The sequence below is a fragment of the Frigoribacterium sp. CFBP 8754 genome (assembly GCF_014841815.1).
GTDB classification, from domain to species: Bacteria; Actinomycetota; Actinomycetes; order Actinomycetales; family Microbacteriaceae; genus Frigoribacterium; species Frigoribacterium endophyticum.
The window spans coordinates 318,882-334,367 of record NZ_JACYUO010000002.1 but is presented as its reverse complement, the minus strand read 5'-3'; the positions used below and the strand labels follow the sequence as shown (position 1 = coordinate 334,367).

Annotated in this window: 18 protein-coding genes; 8 read left to right on the top strand and 10 right to left on the bottom strand. The window is 74.6% G+C overall.

Features of this window, described 5'->3' with window-relative positions:
* Positions 1-205: 205 nt before the first annotated feature.
* Entirely contained in the window at positions 206-832 is a 627-nt protein-coding gene (locus IFT72_RS08070) for an O-methyltransferase (protein WP_056056553.1), read from the bottom strand.
* A 70-nt stretch (positions 833-902) separates the two neighbouring features.
* On the opposite strand from IFT72_RS08070, the gene IFT72_RS08065 reads away from it, so the two are divergent.
* Complete coding sequence (locus IFT72_RS08065; protein ID WP_056056552.1) at positions 903-1,307, top strand: hypothetical protein; 405 nt, start codon at positions 903-905, stop codon at positions 1,305-1,307.
* A 13-nt stretch (positions 1,308-1,320) separates the two neighbouring features.
* Here the strand turns inward: IFT72_RS08065 and IFT72_RS08060 are convergent, their stop codons facing one another.
* Positions 1,321-2,235 carry a LysR family transcriptional regulator gene (locus IFT72_RS08060; protein ID WP_056056551.1) on the bottom strand — a complete coding sequence of 305 codons (915 nt, stop codon included), beginning with the start codon at positions 2,233-2,235 and terminating at the stop codon, positions 1,321-1,323.
* A 280-nt stretch (positions 2,236-2,515) separates the two neighbouring features.
* Here IFT72_RS08060 and IFT72_RS16370 point away from each other — a divergent pair, with 280 nt between their 5' ends.
* On the top strand, positions 2,516-2,638 hold the full coding sequence (locus IFT72_RS16370) for a hypothetical protein (protein WP_255354162.1): 123 nt from the start codon (positions 2,516-2,518) through the stop codon (positions 2,636-2,638).
* Between the two features lie 156 nt (positions 2,639-2,794).
* Here the strand turns inward: IFT72_RS16370 and IFT72_RS08055 are convergent, their stop codons facing one another.
* Genes IFT72_RS08055 through IFT72_RS08045 form a run of 3 tightly spaced genes read right to left on the bottom strand, consistent with a single transcriptional unit; the run spans position 2,795 to position 5,796 of the window.
* Positions 2,795-3,946, bottom strand: coding sequence for an Mrp/NBP35 family ATP-binding protein (locus IFT72_RS08055; protein ID WP_371741218.1), 1,152 nt, complete (start codon positions 3,944-3,946; stop codon positions 2,795-2,797).
* Positions 3,939-4,490: a DUF1003 domain-containing protein gene (locus tag IFT72_RS08050; RefSeq protein WP_056056550.1), complete on the bottom strand. Its 552-nt coding sequence runs from the start codon at positions 4,488-4,490 to the stop codon at positions 3,939-3,941. The genes IFT72_RS08055 and IFT72_RS08050 overlap by 8 nt, the downstream gene beginning before the upstream one ends.
* Positions 4,477-5,796 (bottom strand): magnesium transporter MgtE N-terminal domain-containing protein, encoded by a 1,320-nt coding sequence (locus IFT72_RS08045; protein ID WP_056056549.1) that lies wholly within the window; start codon positions 5,794-5,796, stop codon positions 4,477-4,479. Before IFT72_RS08045 ends, IFT72_RS08050 begins: the two co-directional genes overlap by 14 nt.
* A gap of 48 nt (positions 5,797-5,844) precedes the next feature.
* Between IFT72_RS08045 and IFT72_RS08040 the strand changes: the two genes are divergently transcribed.
* The 4 genes from IFT72_RS08040 to IFT72_RS08030 all read left to right on the top strand — a co-directional run bounded on the left by IFT72_RS08040 (position 5,845) and on the right by IFT72_RS08030 (position 8,848).
* Complete coding sequence (locus tag IFT72_RS08040) at positions 5,845-6,342, top strand: general stress protein (protein ID WP_056056548.1); 498 nt, start codon at positions 5,845-5,847, stop codon at positions 6,340-6,342.
* A gap of 153 nt (positions 6,343-6,495) precedes the next feature.
* On the top strand, positions 6,496-7,125 hold the full coding sequence (locus tag IFT72_RS15985; protein ID WP_056056547.1) for a hypothetical protein: 630 nt from the start codon (positions 6,496-6,498) through the stop codon (positions 7,123-7,125).
* Positions 7,126-7,241: 116 nt separating this feature from the next.
* On the top strand, positions 7,242-8,054 hold the full coding sequence (locus IFT72_RS15980; protein WP_369814273.1) for a YcnI family protein: 813 nt from the start codon (positions 7,242-7,244) through the stop codon (positions 8,052-8,054).
* Positions 8,051-8,848: a copper resistance CopC family protein gene (locus IFT72_RS08030; RefSeq protein ID WP_192046091.1), complete on the top strand. Its 798-nt coding sequence runs from the start codon at positions 8,051-8,053 to the stop codon at positions 8,846-8,848. The genes IFT72_RS15980 and IFT72_RS08030 overlap by 4 nt, the downstream gene beginning before the upstream one ends.
* 97 nt (positions 8,849-8,945) lie before the next feature.
* On the opposite strand, the gene IFT72_RS08025 is transcribed toward IFT72_RS08030, so the two are convergent.
* Both IFT72_RS08025 and IFT72_RS08020 read right to left on the bottom strand, forming a co-directional pair.
* On the bottom strand, positions 8,946-10,433 hold the full coding sequence (locus IFT72_RS08025) for an aminopeptidase P family protein (protein WP_192046090.1): 1,488 nt from the start codon (positions 10,431-10,433) through the stop codon (positions 8,946-8,948).
* Positions 10,434-10,474: 41 nt separating this feature from the next.
* Positions 10,475-11,503 (bottom strand): endonuclease/exonuclease/phosphatase family protein, encoded by a 1,029-nt coding sequence (locus IFT72_RS08020; protein ID WP_244634312.1) that lies wholly within the window; start codon positions 11,501-11,503, stop codon positions 10,475-10,477.
* Between the two features lie 68 nt (positions 11,504-11,571).
* On the opposite strand from IFT72_RS08020, the gene IFT72_RS08015 reads away from it, so the two are divergent.
* Positions 11,572-12,426 carry a PHP domain-containing protein gene (locus tag IFT72_RS08015; RefSeq protein ID WP_056058858.1) on the top strand — a complete coding sequence of 285 codons (855 nt, stop codon included), beginning with the start codon at positions 11,572-11,574 and terminating at the stop codon, positions 12,424-12,426.
* 87 nt (positions 12,427-12,513) lie between these two features.
* Here IFT72_RS08015 and IFT72_RS08010 read toward each other — a convergent pair whose 3' ends face one another.
* The gene (locus tag IFT72_RS08010; RefSeq protein WP_185233291.1) at positions 12,514-14,007 is read right to left on the bottom strand and encodes a DEAD/DEAH box helicase; all 1,494 of its coding nucleotides are present in this window, start codon (positions 14,005-14,007) and stop codon (positions 12,514-12,516) included.
* A gap of 84 nt (positions 14,008-14,091) precedes the next feature.
* On the opposite strand from IFT72_RS08010, the gene IFT72_RS08005 reads away from it, so the two are divergent.
* Entirely contained in the window at positions 14,092-14,811 is a 720-nt protein-coding gene (locus IFT72_RS08005) for a ferritin-like fold-containing protein (RefSeq protein WP_371741217.1), read from the top strand.
* Positions 14,812-14,879: 68 nt separating this feature from the next.
* On the opposite strand, the gene IFT72_RS08000 is transcribed toward IFT72_RS08005, so the two are convergent.
* Together IFT72_RS08000 and IFT72_RS07995 are read right to left on the bottom strand one after the other, a co-directional pair.
* Positions 14,880-15,173, bottom strand: a complete 294-nt coding sequence (locus IFT72_RS08000) for a hypothetical protein (protein ID WP_056056542.1) — start codon at positions 15,171-15,173, stop codon at positions 14,880-14,882.
* 4 nt (positions 15,174-15,177) lie between these two features.
* Positions 15,178-15,402 carry a DUF3107 domain-containing protein gene (locus IFT72_RS07995; protein ID WP_167259742.1) on the bottom strand — a complete coding sequence of 75 codons (225 nt, stop codon included), beginning with the start codon at positions 15,400-15,402 and terminating at the stop codon, positions 15,178-15,180.
* Positions 15,403-15,486: the final 84 nt, after the last annotated feature.

Sequence of the window (15,486 nt, the reverse complement as noted above, 5' to 3'; positions counted from 1 at the left end):
CAGCGACGTCCTGCAGCCTGAGGGCTGCGCCGCGTACGACGCCCCGGTGGTCACCCGACCACCGGGGCGTCGTCGTGCGCCCGGGCCCCGGCAGCCCTCCCGCCCCTGACCCGGCTCCCGGCGAGCGGGCGACGCGCAGGGTGAAGCCGTCGGCGGTGCCGCCGACCCCGGGGAGGCGCGGGCCGGGTCGACGACGCGGGTCGCGTCAGCGCTTGACGAGCTGCAGCAGGCCGTCGCCCGCGGTCGACAGCGAGCTGATCACCGCGGGGGAGGTGGAGACCTCGGTGAGCAGCGTGCGGAAGCCCGTGGTCACGGGGTCGCGCCGTGCCGGGTTCGCCACGGCGCCGTGCCAGAGCGCGTGCGCCACGAGCACGAGGCCGCCGGGCCGGGCGAGCCGGAGGCCGTGCTCGACGTTCTCGATGACGGCCGCGGGGTCGGCGTCGACGAAGACGATGTCGTACGAGTTCTCGTTCATCCGGGGCAGCACGTCGGCCGTCCGCCCCGTGATCAGGCGGAACCGCGCCGCGGGCACGCCGGCGGAGAGGTAGGCGTCGCGGGCGGCCTGCTGGTGGTCGACCTCGCGGTCGATGGACGTCAGGGTCGCGCGCGGGGCGCCCTCGAGCAGCCAGAGGCCGCTGACGCCGACGCCGGTGCCGATCTCGATGATGCTCGTCGCCGACGAGCTCGCGGCGGCGACGGCGAGCTGCGCGCCGACGGCGGGGGAGACGGGCTCGACCCCGAGCTCGAGGGAGTGCTGTCGTGCGGCGGCGACGGGGTCGCTCTCGGAGACGAGCTCCTCCGCGAACTTCCAGCTCGACTCGATCTGCGACACACCGCCTCCTTCGACTGACGAGTCTAGGGGCTGGCCCTCGGGGCGATGACGTTATCGTGCATGCATGTCCATGTTCGGTCTGACCTTCGACAAGCTCCTCGTCATCGGGGTGCTCGCGGTCTTCCTGCTGGGCCCGGAGCGGCTGCCGCACTACGCCTCCAAGCTCGCCCAGCTCGTCCGCACGGTCCGCACCATGGCCGACGGCGCGAAGGACCGCATGCGCAGCGAGATGGGCCCCGAGTTCGACGACGTCGAGTGGCAGAAGCTCGACCCGCGCCAGTACGACCCGCGCCGCATCATCCGCGACGCCCTGCTCGACCCGCCGGCGGGCGGGAGCTCGACCAAGCCCGTCTCGGCGGCCATGGCCGGCGCGACCGCGGCGGCGGTGTCGGTGGGCCTGCCCGGCGGCACCCGGGCCCCGGTGGTGCCGCTCGCCGTCGGCGAGGCGCCGCCGTACGACTCCGAGGCCACCTAGGCCCCGGGTGTCGCTAGACGCCGCCGTGCAGCGCCGCGACCCGTGACGCCTCCGCGCGCAGGGCGTCCACGACCCGACGGACGGACGGGCGCTCGGCGCGGTCCCGGCGCATCAGCACCGAGACGTAGCGGACGGCGCGGATGCTCTCCAGGGGCAGCAGGACCATGTCGTCCCGCGCCTCCTTCGCGGTGAACCGGGGCAGGACGGCGATGCCGAGGCCCGCGCCGACCAGGGCCTCGGTCACCTTCGTGTCGCTGAAGCGCTGCGTGACGCGGACGGGGCTGCCCGTGACGCGCTCGATCTCGCGGTAGACCCACTCGAACGGGAAGTCGGTGGGCACGCCGATCCAGGCCTCGCCCTCGAGGTCGCCGGGCGAGAGGGAGGCGCGCTGCGCGAGCCGGTGGTCAGCCGGCAGCGCGATGTCGAGGGGCTCGGTGAGCAGCGGCACCGTCACGAGGCCGCGGCCTCGCCAGGCGCGCCCGTCGGGGGAGTGCGCGACGACGACGTCGTGGTCGGCCGCGAGGTCGGCGAACTCGAGGATGGACGGGTCGTGGTCGGTGGCCACCACGACGAGGCCGGGGGTCTCCGCGACGGTGCGGAGCAGGCCCGGCAGCAGCATCTGGCCCCCCGTGGGGAAGGTCGCGAGGGTGACCTCGCCCTGGGGGGTCGCGACGAAGTCCGTCCAGACCGCCTGGGCCCGTTCGAGGGCGACGGCGACGTCGGTGGCCGTCTGCGCCAGCACCCGGCCGGAGCCGGTCAGCACGACGCCGCGGCCCACCCGCTCGGTCAGGGCGACGCCCGCCTCCTTCTCGAGCACCTTGAGCTGCTGCGAGACGGCCGAGGGGGTGCGGTGGGTCGCCTTGGCGACGGCGGCGATGCTGCCGCGCTCGGCGAGCTCGCGGAGCAGTTCGAGGCGCTTGACGTCCATGTAGCGAGACTACGCTGTTCCGGTAGCAAAGAGTGATTGTGCTTAGGCATCTCCGGGCGCATCATAGAAGAGTCCGGAGCGACCCCATGCGCTCCCCACTCGGTCGACCTGGTCCCGAGTGCCGGCATCGACGCAGGTGGGCCACCCGCTCCCGAGCCGCGCAAGAACGGTCCGGGCCCGTGGGTGTCCAGCCTGCGTCAGCACCCGACGACGGCCCTGCCGTCGTCGGCCCGCACCTCCCCAGAACCGCGCGACGAACCGCGCCGAGAAAGAAGTAGTCATGTTCATCGGAATCATCGTCCTCGCCGCCGCCGCCCTCGTCGGCATCGTCGGGTCGGTCGTCTCGGTTGCCCGCGACGGCTTCCGCGCCATCCCCACCAAGACGTACCAGCGCTGGTCCTAGCCCGCGCCGGGCGCCGACGCGCCGCCCCGAGGGGCTCGTCGACGCCCACCGCCCTGCAGGGGCGCCCCGCACACGAGCGGGGCGCCCCTGTCGTGCGTCCGGGCCCTGCCAACTGGCGCGGGCCCGACACCGTCAGCTGGCGCCGTCCCGGCGTCGTCAGCTGACGCTGAGGCCGAGCTTGCGGCCCGCGAGCCCCCGGCCGCGCACGGCCAGCTGAGCCGCGAGGGCGTCGACGGCCCGTGCCGCGGGGTCACCGGGGCTCGACAGCACCACCGGCCGTCCGTCGTCGCCGCCCTGCCGCAGCTCGAGGCTGAGGGGCACGCTGACGAGCAGCGGCACCTCGGCCTCCTGACCGGCCGACAGACGCCGGGCCGTCTCCGCGCCGCCGCCCGAGCCGAAGAGCTCGAGCACCGATCCGTCGGGCTGGGGCAGGCCCGCCATGTTCTCGACGACCCCGAGGAGGCGCTGGCCGGTCTGCCGGGCCACGAGGCCGCTGCGCTCGGCGACGTCGGCCGCCGCGGGCTGCGGCGTCGTCACGACGAGCACCTCGGCGTGCGGCAGCAGCTGGCCGACCGAGATGGCGACGTCGCCGGTGCCCGGCGGGAGGTCGAGCAGCAGGACGTCGAGGTCGCCGAAGAAGACGTCGGTGAGGAACTGCTGGATGGTGCGGTGCAGCATCGGCCCGCGCCAGGCGACGGCCGTCGAGGTGTCATCGACGAACATGCCGATCGAGATCACCTTCACCCCGTGGGCCACGGGCGGCAGGATCATGTCGTCGACGCGCGTGGGCTTCACGGAGGCGCCGTCGGCGTCGACGAGGCCGAGCAGGCCCGGGACGCTGAAGCCGTAGACGTCGGCGTCGACGATGCCGACCGCCAGGCCGCGCGCGGCGAGGGCGACGGCGAGGTTGGCGGTCAGGGTCGACTTGCCGACGCCGCCCTTGCCGCTCGTGACGGCGTAGACGCGCGTGAGGGTCTCAGGGCCGAACTGCATGCCCCTCGCGGCGCGGCCCGCCCGGAGCTTCTCGGTGAGGGCGTGGCGCTCGGTCGCGGTCATCACCGTCACGTCGACCGTCACCGCGGTGACGCCCTCGACGGAGGCGGTCGCCTCGCGGACGTCGCGCTCGATGGTGTCGGCGGCCGGGCAGCCCACGATCGTGAGCTTCACGGAGACCGTCGCCGCGCCTCCCTCGTCGACCACGACGTCGCCGATCATGTCGAGCTCCGTCACGGGGCGACGGATCTCGGGGTCGAGCACCCGGCCGAGCGCGCCGTGCACGCGCTCGACGAGGCCGGCGGCGTCAGCCACGGGCGTCGGCCGCGTGGTCGCCGGCACGGTCGACCGCGTGCTCGTCGGCGTCGCGACGGTCGAGCTCCTCGAGCAGCGAGCGCAGCTCGGCGCGGATGAAGTCCTTGCTGGCCATGTCGCGGATCGCGATGCGGAGCGCGACCACCTCGCGGGCGAGGTACTCGGTGTCGGCGAGGTTGCGCTCGGCCCGCTGGCGGTCCTGCTCGAACTGCACGCGGTCGCGGTCGTCTTGCCGGTTCTGCGCGAGCAGGATGAGCGGCGCCGCGTACGAGGCCTGCAGCGACAGGATGAGGGTGAGCGCCGTGAAGCCGATCGCGGCGCTGTCGAAGCGCCAGCTCTCGGGGGCCAGCACGTTGTAGCCCATCCACGCCACGCAGAAGAGCGTGAGCGCGATCAGGAACTGCGGCGTGCCCATCGCGCGGGCGATCGCCTCGGTGGCGCGGCCGAACCGGTCGCGGCTGACGCGCTGGCGACCGGGCAGCACCCGGGTGCGGAGGCCCTTGGGGGAGTCGAGGCGGACCGTGCTGCGGTTATCGCGTGCCACCGGGTGTCCTCCTCGTGGTCGTGGTCAGCGGTGCTCGTCGGGCGCGGGGGCGCGACCTGCCCAGGGGCTGGTCGGGATCCTGGCTGCGCCAGTCGTCGGGCAGCACGTGGTCGAGGACGTCGTCGATGGTCACCACCCCGACCAGACGGTGGGCGGCGTCGACGACGGGCACGGAGACGAGGTTGTACGTCGCCATGACGCGCGTCACCTCGAGGGCGGTCGCGTCGACCCTGACCGGCTCGAGCTGCTGGTCGAGCAGCGTGCCGAGCCGTTCGTTCGGCGGGTAGCGGAGCATGCGCTGGAAGTGCACCATGCCGAGGAAGCGGCCCGTGGGCGGCTCGTAGGGCGGCAGGGTGACGCAGACCGCCGCGCCGAGCGCGGGGGCGAGCTCGTGGCGGCGGATGAGGGCGAGCCCCTCGGCCACGGTCGCGTCGGCGGAGACGATCACCGGCTCGGTGGTCATCAGGCCGCCGGCCGTGTCGGCGTCGTAGCTCAGCAGCATGCGGACGTCGTCGGCCTCGTCGGGCTCCATCAGCCCGAGCAGGTGCTCCTTGCGCTGCTCGCCGAGCTGCGACATGAGGTCGGCGGCGTCGTCGGGCTGCATGTGGTCGAGCACGCCGGCCGCGCGCTGGTCGTCGAGCTGCGCGAAGATCTCGACCTGCTCGTTCTCGGGCAGCTCCTCCAGCACGTCGGCGAGACGGTCGTCGGAGAGCTCGGAGGCCACCTCGAGGCGCCGCTCGGCCGTGAGGTCGAGCAGGGTGTTCGCGAGGTCGGCGGGCAGCAGGTCGGAGTACGCGGCGATGAGGTGCTCGGCGCTCTGGGCCTCGCCGGTCTCGGCGTCCTCCGACACCTCGTCCCAGGCGGCGAAGACGGTGGGGCCCTTGCCGAAGGGCGACGGCGTCGCCTTGGGCTTGCGGAGGAAGAGCTGGCCGATCTCCCAGTCGCCCTCGGAGACCTCGTCGATCGCGACGTCCTCGACGGTGGCGTGGCCGCCGTCGCGGAGCAGCGTGACCTTGCGGCCGAGCATCTCGGCGATGACGCGCGTCTCGCCGCCGCGCTGCTCGAACCGGCGCAGCGTGATCACGCCGTTCGTGATGATCTGGCCCGACCCGATGCTCGTCACCCGGCCGATGCTGACGAAGACGCGCCGCTTGCCGGGCACCTCGACGATCAGGCCGACGACGCGGGGCGCGCCCGAGCCGCGGTAGACGACGAGCACGTCGCGGACCTTGCCCACCTTGTCGCCGGCGGGGTCGAAGACGGAGCACCCGGCGAGACGGGCGACGAAGACTCTGGTGGCGCTCACCCGTCCACGTTAGCCGCTCGCCGGTCGGGCCCGTGATGTAATCCAGGCATGACGAACCAGAGCCCCCTGGCCCGCCGCTCGGCCGGTCCGCCGACCGTCCCCCGGGGCGACGTGCTCGGCACCTACGACAGCTACCCCGAGGCCCAGGCGGTCGTCGAGAAGCTGTCGCACGCCGAGTTCCCGATCAAGCAGCTCGCGATCATCGGCAACGAGCTCACGACCGTCGAACGGGTGACGGGCCGCATGAGCTACGGCCGCGCCGCGCTCGCCGGCGCGGTGACCGGGCTCTGGCTCGGGGTGTTCTTCGGCCTCGTGATGCTGCTCTTCTCGCCCGAGACGGCGACCGTGACCACCGTCGTGGCCGCCGCCCTGATCGGCGCCGGCTTCGGCATGCTCTACGGCCTCGCCAGCTTCGCGGTGAGCCGTCGGCGCCGCGACTTCACCTCCACCCACCAGGTGCTGGCCCGCAGCTACCAGATCGTCGTCGACCCGGGCGTCAGCCACCGCGCCCGCGAGATCCTCTCCCGGCCCGACGCCGGGCGCTGAGGCGGGCCGGGCCTCCGGCCTCCCGCCCTCGGCGCCGGCATCCTCCTCCGGCCCCCGCGGCTCCGCTCCCGGCGGGGCTCTGTATCCTTGACCCTGCGCCGCGCGGGCACCCGCCCCGGCGCGCCTCTGCACGCCCCCGAGCGAGAGACCGACGTGACGACGACCCGATGGACGCGGTTCCTCCGCGGCTGGCTGACCGCCGGCTTCTCCGTCGTGGTCGCCGCCTTCTCGCACGTCGCCGGCGGCGGCGAACGACCCGGGCTGCTCGGCGTCGTGCTGGCCCTGGCCTTCAGCGTGCCCCTCTGCGTCGCGCTGGCCCGCGGGCGGGTGTCGACCACGCGCCTCCTGCCGGCCGTCGCCCTCAGCCAGCTCGCCTTCCACCTGCTCTTCACCGTCGGCGCCCCGGCGGCGGGCCAGGGGCCGACGGCCTCCGGGGGCCACCACGGCCCGCTCGTGCTCACGGCCGCCGTCGACGGCGCCTCCCGCGTCGCGACGTCGGCCGGCGCCGACCACGTCATGGCGATGTCGTCGTCGACGATGTGGCTCGCGCACGGCCTCGCCGCCCTCCTCACCGTCCTCGGCCTCCGCCACGGGGCCCGGTGCGCGGACCGCCTCGTGCGCCTCGCCGCGCGTCGTCTCACCGTCGTGAGGCTCCTGCTCGCGGGCACGGCCTCCGTGCCGGAGTCGCGGGTCGTGCCGGTCACGGAGGTCGCCACCCGGCGCCCCGCGCCCCTGGTCTTCCTCACCGCGCGTCCCCGCCGCGGTCCGCCCGTCGTCGCCTGAGCCCGCGCTCCCTCGACGCCCGTCGACGGAGCCGCACGACGCCCCCGCTCCCGGCGGGGCCCCTCGTGCACCTCGACGACCCGGTCGCGCACCGCGCACCGAGACAGGACACCCTCGTGACCCACCGCACCACCACCCGCACCTCGTCCCGCACCGCCCGCACCTCGCGCCGCGGCGCCGTCGCCGCCCGCGGAGCCGCCGCGCTCGGAGCGGCCGCGCTGCTGGCCCTCGCCGCCCCGCTGTCGGCCTCCGCCCACGTCCGTGTCGACCCCGGCCAGGCCGACGCCGGCTCGTACGCCACGCTCACCTTCAAGGTGCCGAACGAGTCGGCGACGGCCGGCACCGTCCAGCTCGTGGTCGACCTCCCGACCGACACCCCGTTCACCTCGGTCTCGTACGAGCCCCTGCCCGGCTGGACGACCGAGGTCACCACGTCGACGCTGCCCTCGCCGGTGGAGGTCGGCGACGCGACCGTCACCGAGGCGCCCACCTCGGTGACCTGGACGGCCGACCCCGGCGTCCAGGTCGCGCCCGGCCAGTTCGAGCGCTTCGTGATCTCGGCGGGCGCGGTGCCCGACACCGGCTCGGTGCTGCTGCCGGCGCACCAGCACTACTCCGACGGCACGGTCGTCGACTGGGCCGACGAGACGCCCGCGTCGGGCGAGGAGCCGGAGCACCCCGCCCCCGTCCTGTACGTGAACGACGCGCCGCCCGCCGACGCACACGGCTCGTCGCACGACGCGGGCGCCGACACGGCGTCCGACGAGGCGGCCGTGACCACGACGTCGTCCTCGGACGACAGCGGCACCGTCGCGCTGGCGCTCGGCATCGGGGGGCTCGCCCTCGGGGCGGTCGCCCTGGTGCTGAGCGTGGTCGCGCTCACGCGTCGTCCGCGCACCTCGGCCGAGGGCACGGTGACCGGACGATGACCCGGGCCACCGCGCCGACCGCGCCCCGCGCCTCCTCGAGGCTCGTCCGCCGTGGTGCGCTCGTGGCCGCCGCCGGCGCGGTGGCCGCGCTCGCCCTGGCCCCCGCCGCGGCGCAGGCGCACGACTACGTCCTGACCAGCGACCCCGCCGCCGGGTCGACCCTGACGACGTCGATCGACACGGCGTCGATCACCTTCAGCGACGTCGTGCTCGACCTCTCGGGCACGGGCTCGTCGAACGTCCTCGAGGTGACCGACGCCTCCGGCCTGCACTACGAGGACGGCTGCTCGACGACGGCGGGCCCCGTCCTCTCGACCGGGGTCGCCCTCGGCGGGGCGGGCGACTACACGCTGACGTACCAGGCCGTCTCGGCGGACGGCCACACGGTCTCCGACACGGTGCCGTTCCGCTACGAGCCGGCCGACGGGTCGACGGCCGCGCCGGGGGCCGCGGAGCGGCCCGCCTGTGATGCGTCGGGAGGCGCGGGTGAGGCGACCGGAGCGACCGACGCTCCCGAGGCGGCCGGCACCCCGACCGCGGAGCAGACCACGACGGCCGGCGAGCCCGACTCCGGCGCGTCGGCGTCGGCCGTCGACGGAGGCAGCTCCGACGGTGCCGCCGCCGACGACGACCCGGCGAACCTCGGCGTCGTCATCGGCATCGCCGTGGGCATCGTCGTGCTGGCGCTCGTCGCCGTCGCGGTCGTGCTGGTCACCGCGCGCCGACGACCGGCCGGAGGCGCGGCGACGGGCACCGGCACCGCCCACGACGGCGACGGGGACGGCGAGGAGTAGCCTCCGCCGCGCCCCGACGCACGACGGCCCCGGTCCCTCTCGGGGCCGGGGCCGTCGTGCTCCGACCCGCGGGGCGGAGCGGGGCGTCAGGGCGTCGTCAGCTGCGCGCGACCCAGGCCTCGACCTCGGCGACCGTGCGCGGGATGCCGACCGAGAGGTTCTCGGCGCCGTCGGCCGTGACCACGATGTCGTCCTCGATGCGCACGCCGACGCCGCGGAACTCCGCCGGGACGGTCAGGTCGTCGGACTGGAAGTACAGTCCGGGCTCGATCGTGAAGACCATGCCGGGCTCCAGCACGCCGTCGAGGTAGAGCTCCCGGCGGGCGGCGGCGCAGTCGTGCACGTCGATGCCGAGGTGGTGGCTCGTGCCGTGCACCATGTAGCGACGGTGGTGCTGGGCGTCTGGCTGCAGCGCCTCCTCGGCGGTGACGGGCAGGAAGCCCCACTCCGCCGTCCGCTCGGCGATGACCCGCATCGCGGCCTGGTGGATCTCGCGGAACCGGATGCCGGGGCGGACGATCGCGAACGCCGCGTCGGCGGCCTCGAGCACGGCCTCGTAGACCAGGCGCTGCACGTCGGTGAAGCGGCCGTCGACCGGGAGGGTGCGGGTGATGTCGGCCGTGTAGAGGCTCTCGAGCTCGATGCCGGCGTCGATCAGGATGAGGTCGCCGGGGCGCACGACGCCGTCGTTGCGCGTCCAGTGCAGCACGCACGCGTGCTCGCCGGAGGCGGCGATCGTGTCGTAGCCGACCGTGTTGCCGTCGGCGCGGGCCCGGCGGTTGAAGGTGCCCTCGACCAGGCGCCCGCCGCGGGGGTGCGCGACGATCTCGTCGAGGTCGGCGATCACGTCGGTGAACCCGGCGCCGGTCACGGCGACGGCCCGGCGCATCTGGGCGATCTCCCACTCGTCCTTGACGAGCCGCAGCTCGCTGAGGTCGCGGGCGAGGTCGTCGGTGCGCTCGACGCGCTCGGCCAGCTCGGAGGCGGGGGCCTCGAGGTCGGCCTCGTCGCGGACGGCGTCGACGCGGCGGGTGAGGTCGGGGTCGGCCTCGCGCACGAGCAGCGTGTCGGCGTCGACCTGCCCGACGACGGCCTCGAAGTCGGCCAGGTCGCGGGTGGCGAGGCCGAGGTCGGCCCCGACCTGGGCGAGGGTCGGGCGCGGGCCGATCCAGAACTCGCCGATCTCCGGGTTGGCGTAGAACTCGTCGGAGTCGCGACCGGCGCTGGCCCGGAAGTACAGGGTCGCGTCGTGGCCGTCGCCGGCGGGCTCGAGCACGAGCACCGAGCCGGGGACGGTGTCGGCGCCCCAGCCGGTCAGGTGGGAGAACCCCGAGTGGGCGCGGAAGGGGTAGTCGCAGTCGTTCGACCGGACCTTCGCCTGCCCGGCCGGCACGACGAGCCGCTGCCCGCGGTGCAGGGCGGAGAGCCGGGCCCGGCGGGCGGCGGCCCACGGCGCCTCCTCGCGGGGCTCGGGGAGGACCTCGGGGTGCTCGGCCCACTGCGACGAGATGTAGTCGCGGAAGAGGTCCGACCCGGGGGTGGTGGATCGGTTGGTGGTCGCGCGGGGCGCCGTGTCGTCAGCCATGCCCGCCATTCTCCCCGATCGGGCCCGGCGCCGTCAGCCCCTCAGGCGCCCGTCGAGCTCAGCTGTGCGACGACCGGGCGGTGGTCGCTGCCGGCGTCGTCGAGGTCGGTGACGACCTTGAAGCCGGTGGTGTACCACTGGCGCGTGGCCATGACGTGGTCGATCGGGGTGCCCAGCAGCGGAGCCACGTCGGCGGGCCAGGTGCCCAGGCCGCCGTTCGCGGTCGAGACCGCGGCGTCGCGGCACCGCCCCAGGGCGCCGCCGGCCCGGCCGAGGCCCGCCATGTGGTCGACCGTCGCGTTGAAGTCGCCCGCCATGATGACGTCGCCGGTGCGGCAGGCGTCGGCGAGGGCGGTGAGGCCGTCGCGCCAGGCCGGCACGTCGTCGCGCGTCGGTGCCTGCGGGTGCGCGGCCACGATCGTCGGGCCGGTGCCCGACACGGGGGTCGCGACGACGGACGGCATCAGGGGAGTCGTCTCGACGGCGACGCCCGCCTCGTCGACGGCGACCGCGTACTGCCCGAGGGCGGTCGAGATGAGCAGCGACGTGGGCTTCGAGCTCGCCACGTCGTCGTAGGCGACGGTCAGCACGCTCATGGGCAGGCCCGCCGCCTCCATGGCCGCCGCCACGGCGGCCGCGGTCTCGGCGTCGGTCTCGGGCAGGCTGACGACCTCGGCGCCCTCCTCGACCGCCAGGGCGGCGATCCGGTCGGCGCCCGGGGCCCCGCCCAGGGTGTTCCAGGCGAGCACGGTGACGTCGGTCGGCTGCGCCTCGACGAAGTCGTCGCGGCCGAGGCCCCGGGCACCGACGAAGCCGGCGGAGACGGCCCCGAAGACCAGCAGCAGCACCGCGACGGACGAGGCGAGCGAGCGCACCGGGCGGGCCACCAGGGCCACGACGAAGAGCACGACGGCGGCGCCGGCGGCCACGACCGCGGCGGCGCCGCGGAAGGACACGAGCTGCGCGGTCGGCCAGGTGCGCTGCAGGTCGAGCACCTGGGGCCAGAGCGCGAGGAGCAGCGCGGCGGCGACCGCGAGGACGAGGAGGAGGGCGACGAGACGACGGATCATGGCCCTGCCGAGCATAGGTGACGGGGCCCTCCACGGCGACGCCCGGGGGCGACGCCTACGATGGGAGGATGCCCTCCCGTCCGATCGACCTGCACACCCACAGCAGCGTCTCCGACGGCACCGAGACCCCCGCCGAGCTCGTCGCGGCCGCCGTGCGGGCCGGGCTCGGCACCGTGGCCCTCACCGACCACGACTCCACGGCCGGCTGGTCGGAGGCGACCCGGGCCGTCGCGGGCACCGGCCTCACGCTCGTCCCCGGCATGGAGCTCAGCACCCGCCTGGGGCTCGACAGCGTGCACATGCTCGCCTACCTCTTCGACCCGACCGACCCGGCCCTGGTGGCCGAGACGGCGAGGCTCCGCGACAGCCGCCTCCACCGGGCCGAGCGCATCGTCGAGCGCATCGCCGCCGACTACGACATCTCGTGGGGCGACGTGCTCGCCCAGTCGACGAGCGGCGCGACGCTCGGCCGGCCCCACATCGCGGACGCCCTCGTGGCGAAGGGGTTCGCCCCCGACCGCAGCGCGGCCTTCGCCGGGATCCTGCACTGGCGCTCGGGCTACTACGAGCCGCACGAGGCGCCGAGCCCCCTGCTCGGCGTGCGCCTCGTCCGTGAGGCCGGGGGAGTGCCCGTCATCGCGCACCCCGCGACCCGCGGCCGCGGCACGAACATCCCCGAGCGGGCGTTCGACGAGCTCGTCGAGGCCGGACTGATGGGCGTCGAGATCGCGCACCGCGAGAACACCGACGCGGGGGCAGAGCGCCTCCGCGCCCTGGCCCGCCGGCACGACCTCATCGTCACCGGCTCCAGCGACTACCACGGCGAGGGGAAGCCCAACCGGCTCGGCGAGAACAGCACGGCGCCCGAGCAGCTGGAGCGGATCGTCGAGGCGGCCACCGGCTGGGCGCCCGTCCGGGGCTGACCCGGCCCGCGACTCCCGCACTCCCCCCCCCGGTGCACCGAGAGCCCCCGTCGAACTCGACGGGGGCTCTCGGCGATGTGCGGAGCGTTACTGCGCGGCGGGCGCCGAGCCGTCGCCCGCGGGGCGACGACGACGAGCGCGGCTGCGACGACGAGGGGCGTCGCCCTCGGCCGTCGTGGAGGCCGAGCCGCCGTCGACGGGAGCCTGTTCGCGGGGGGCCTCGGTGCGGGCCTGGCCGTCACGGGCCTGGCCGCCCCGGCCGCCGGAGCGCCCCTGGCCGTCACGGCCCTGGCCGTCGGAGGCACGGGCCGAGTCGCCGCCGCGACCGCGGGAGCGCGACGCCCCGGCGGCACGCTCGCGGGGAGCGGTGGAGCCGCCGTCGACGGCCGCCTTCGGGGCGGACGCGAGCCGACCCTTGGTGCCGGCCGGGATGTCGAGGTCGGTGAACAGGTGCGGGCTCGACGAGTACGTCTCGACCGGCTCGGGCTGGCCCATGTCGAGCGCACGGTTGATGAGCGCCCACTTGTGCATGTCGGCCCAGTCGACGAAGGTCACCGCGATGCCGGTCTTGCCCGCGCGGCCGGTGCGGCCGGCGCGGTGCAGGTAGGTGTCGTGGTCGTCGGGCACGGTGTGGTTGATGACGTGCGTGACGTCGTTGACGTCGATGCCGCGGGCGGCGACGTCGGTGGCGATCAGGATGTCCTTCTTGCCGGCCTTGAACGCGGCCATGGCGCGCTCACGCTGCTCCTGGTTGAGGTCGCCGTGCACGGCGGCGGCGTTGAAGCCACGGTCGGTGAGCTCCTCGACGAGCTTGGCGGCGGCGCGCTTCGTGCGGGTGAAGACGACGGTCTTGCCGCGGCCCTCGGCCTGGAGGATGCGGGCGATGACCTCGTCCTTGTCGAGCGAGTGCGCCCGGTAGACGACGTGCTTGATGTTCGCCTGCGTCAGCCCCTCGTCGGGGTCGGTCGCCCGGATGTGGATCGGCTTCGTCATGAAGCGACGGGCGAGCGCCACGATCGGCCCGGGCATCGTCGCCGAGAACAGCATCGTGTGGCGCGTCGCCGGGACCTGCTGGAAGATCTTCTCGATGTCGCTGAGGAACCCGAGGTCGAGCATCTTGTCGGCCTCGTCGAGGACGACCTCCTGCACGTTCTTCAGGTCGAGGAGGCGCTGGCCGGCCAGGTCGAGGAGGCGCCCGGGGGTGCCCACCACGATCTGCGCGCCGGCCTTGAGCTGCTCGACCTGGCCCTCGTAGGCCTTGCCGCCGTAGATGCTCACGACCTTGGTGGCGCGGTTGGCGGTGGCGACCTCGAGGTCGTCGGCCACCTGGACGCACAGCTCACGGGTCGGGACGACCACGAGGACCTTGACGCCGGGGGCCGGGTCGAGCCCGATGCGCTGGATGATGGGGAGGCCGAAGCCGAAGGTCTTGCCGGTGCCGGTCTTGGCCTGGCCGATGATGTCCTGGCCGCTGAGGGCGAGGGGGATCGTCTGGGTCTGGATGGGGAAAGGTTCGAGGATCCCCTTCGACGCCAGAGCGTCGACCATGTCGGGGTCGATCGCGAGGTCTGTGAATGTCAAAGTGTTGCCCTGTCTCATATAGGGGGATGCGAGGAGTTTAGCCGGTCGGGGCGAGCGCCCCTCCGGACCCCGTAGGATGACGGCGTGGTGTCATGGATGGGCCGTAGGTCACAGCGCGGCGTCCCGACCCTCCAGTGGCCGCGACCCGCGTCGCGTCCGGTCGCCGTCAACCGGGTCGAGCTCGGCGACTTCACGCCCGACCTCGCCGTCTACCTGGGCCAGGCCGCGTACCTCCAGCTCGCGCTCTTCGAGTCGCTGGCCCGGGCGTCCGCCGTCGCCCCGAGCGTCCGCGCCCGGGAGGTCACCGGCCACGTCGCCGGCAGCACCCTCGACCGTCACCGCGGGCTCGTGGCCGAGATCCGTCGTCGCGGCGACGACCCGACCGAGCTGATGGAGCCGCACGTCGCGGCCGTCGACGACTTCGGCCGACGCATCGAGGGCACCGACTGGTCGGAGGCCGTGCTCGGCGCGTACGTCGGAGCCGGCCTGCTCAACGACGTCTTCGTCCGGCTCGCGGCGGGCCTCGACGGCGACCCCCGCGACCGCATCGTGCGCGTGCTCGAGGCCGGCGACGACCAGGCCGTCATCGTCGACGAGCTCTCCCGGGCCATCGGCGACGACCCCGCCCTGGCCTCGCGGCTGGCGCTCTGGGGCCGACGGCTGGTCGGCGACACCCTGCTCGTGGCCCGCGCCGCGATCGACGCCGCGCACGTCTCGGCCGACGACGAGCGCCTCGAGCCGGTCTTCACCGAGCTCATCGCCGCGCACACGCGCCGGATGGACGCGCTCGGCCTCACGGCCTGACCGCACGACGCCCCGTCAGCCAGGGCACAGAACGGCCGTACCGCCCGGGCGCGGCCGTGGTCCGCCCGTCAGGCGCCCGCGACCACCCGCTCGTAGAGCTCGGAGTCGGCTCGGCGCCGCCGGGCGACGAGGCCCCGGGCGACGAGCACCCCGGCGACCGCCGGGAGGGCGAGCGAGACGACCCAGATCCAGCCGCCGTCGGCCCGCCAGCCCAGCTGCAGGAGGAGCTCCCACGCCACGGCGGCGACGACCGTCGCGACGCCGGGCACGAGCAGCACGCCGCGCGTGTCGCGCGCGGGCAGGGCGGCGTGCAGCACGAAGCCGATCAGGGCGCCGCCGAGGCAGACGAAGAGGAGCTCCACGGGGTCAGCCGACGAAGCCGACCCGACGGCTCTCCTCCGAGCCGACCTCGACGTACGAGAGCGACGCGGTCGGGACGAGGTAGGTCTTGCCCTTCGAGTCGGAGAGGGTGACGTACGACTTGCCGCCGTCGAGGGCCTGGGCGACGACGGCCTCGACGTCGGAGGCGCTCTGCGACGTCTCGAAGCTGATCTCACGGGGGCTGTTGGCGATGCCGATTCTGATGTCCACGACGTCACGATATCCGACGGCGCCGGGTCGGGCGTGCCCGTTCACTGTGGGCGCAAGCAGCCCGACCGACGCGCTCCGTCGGTG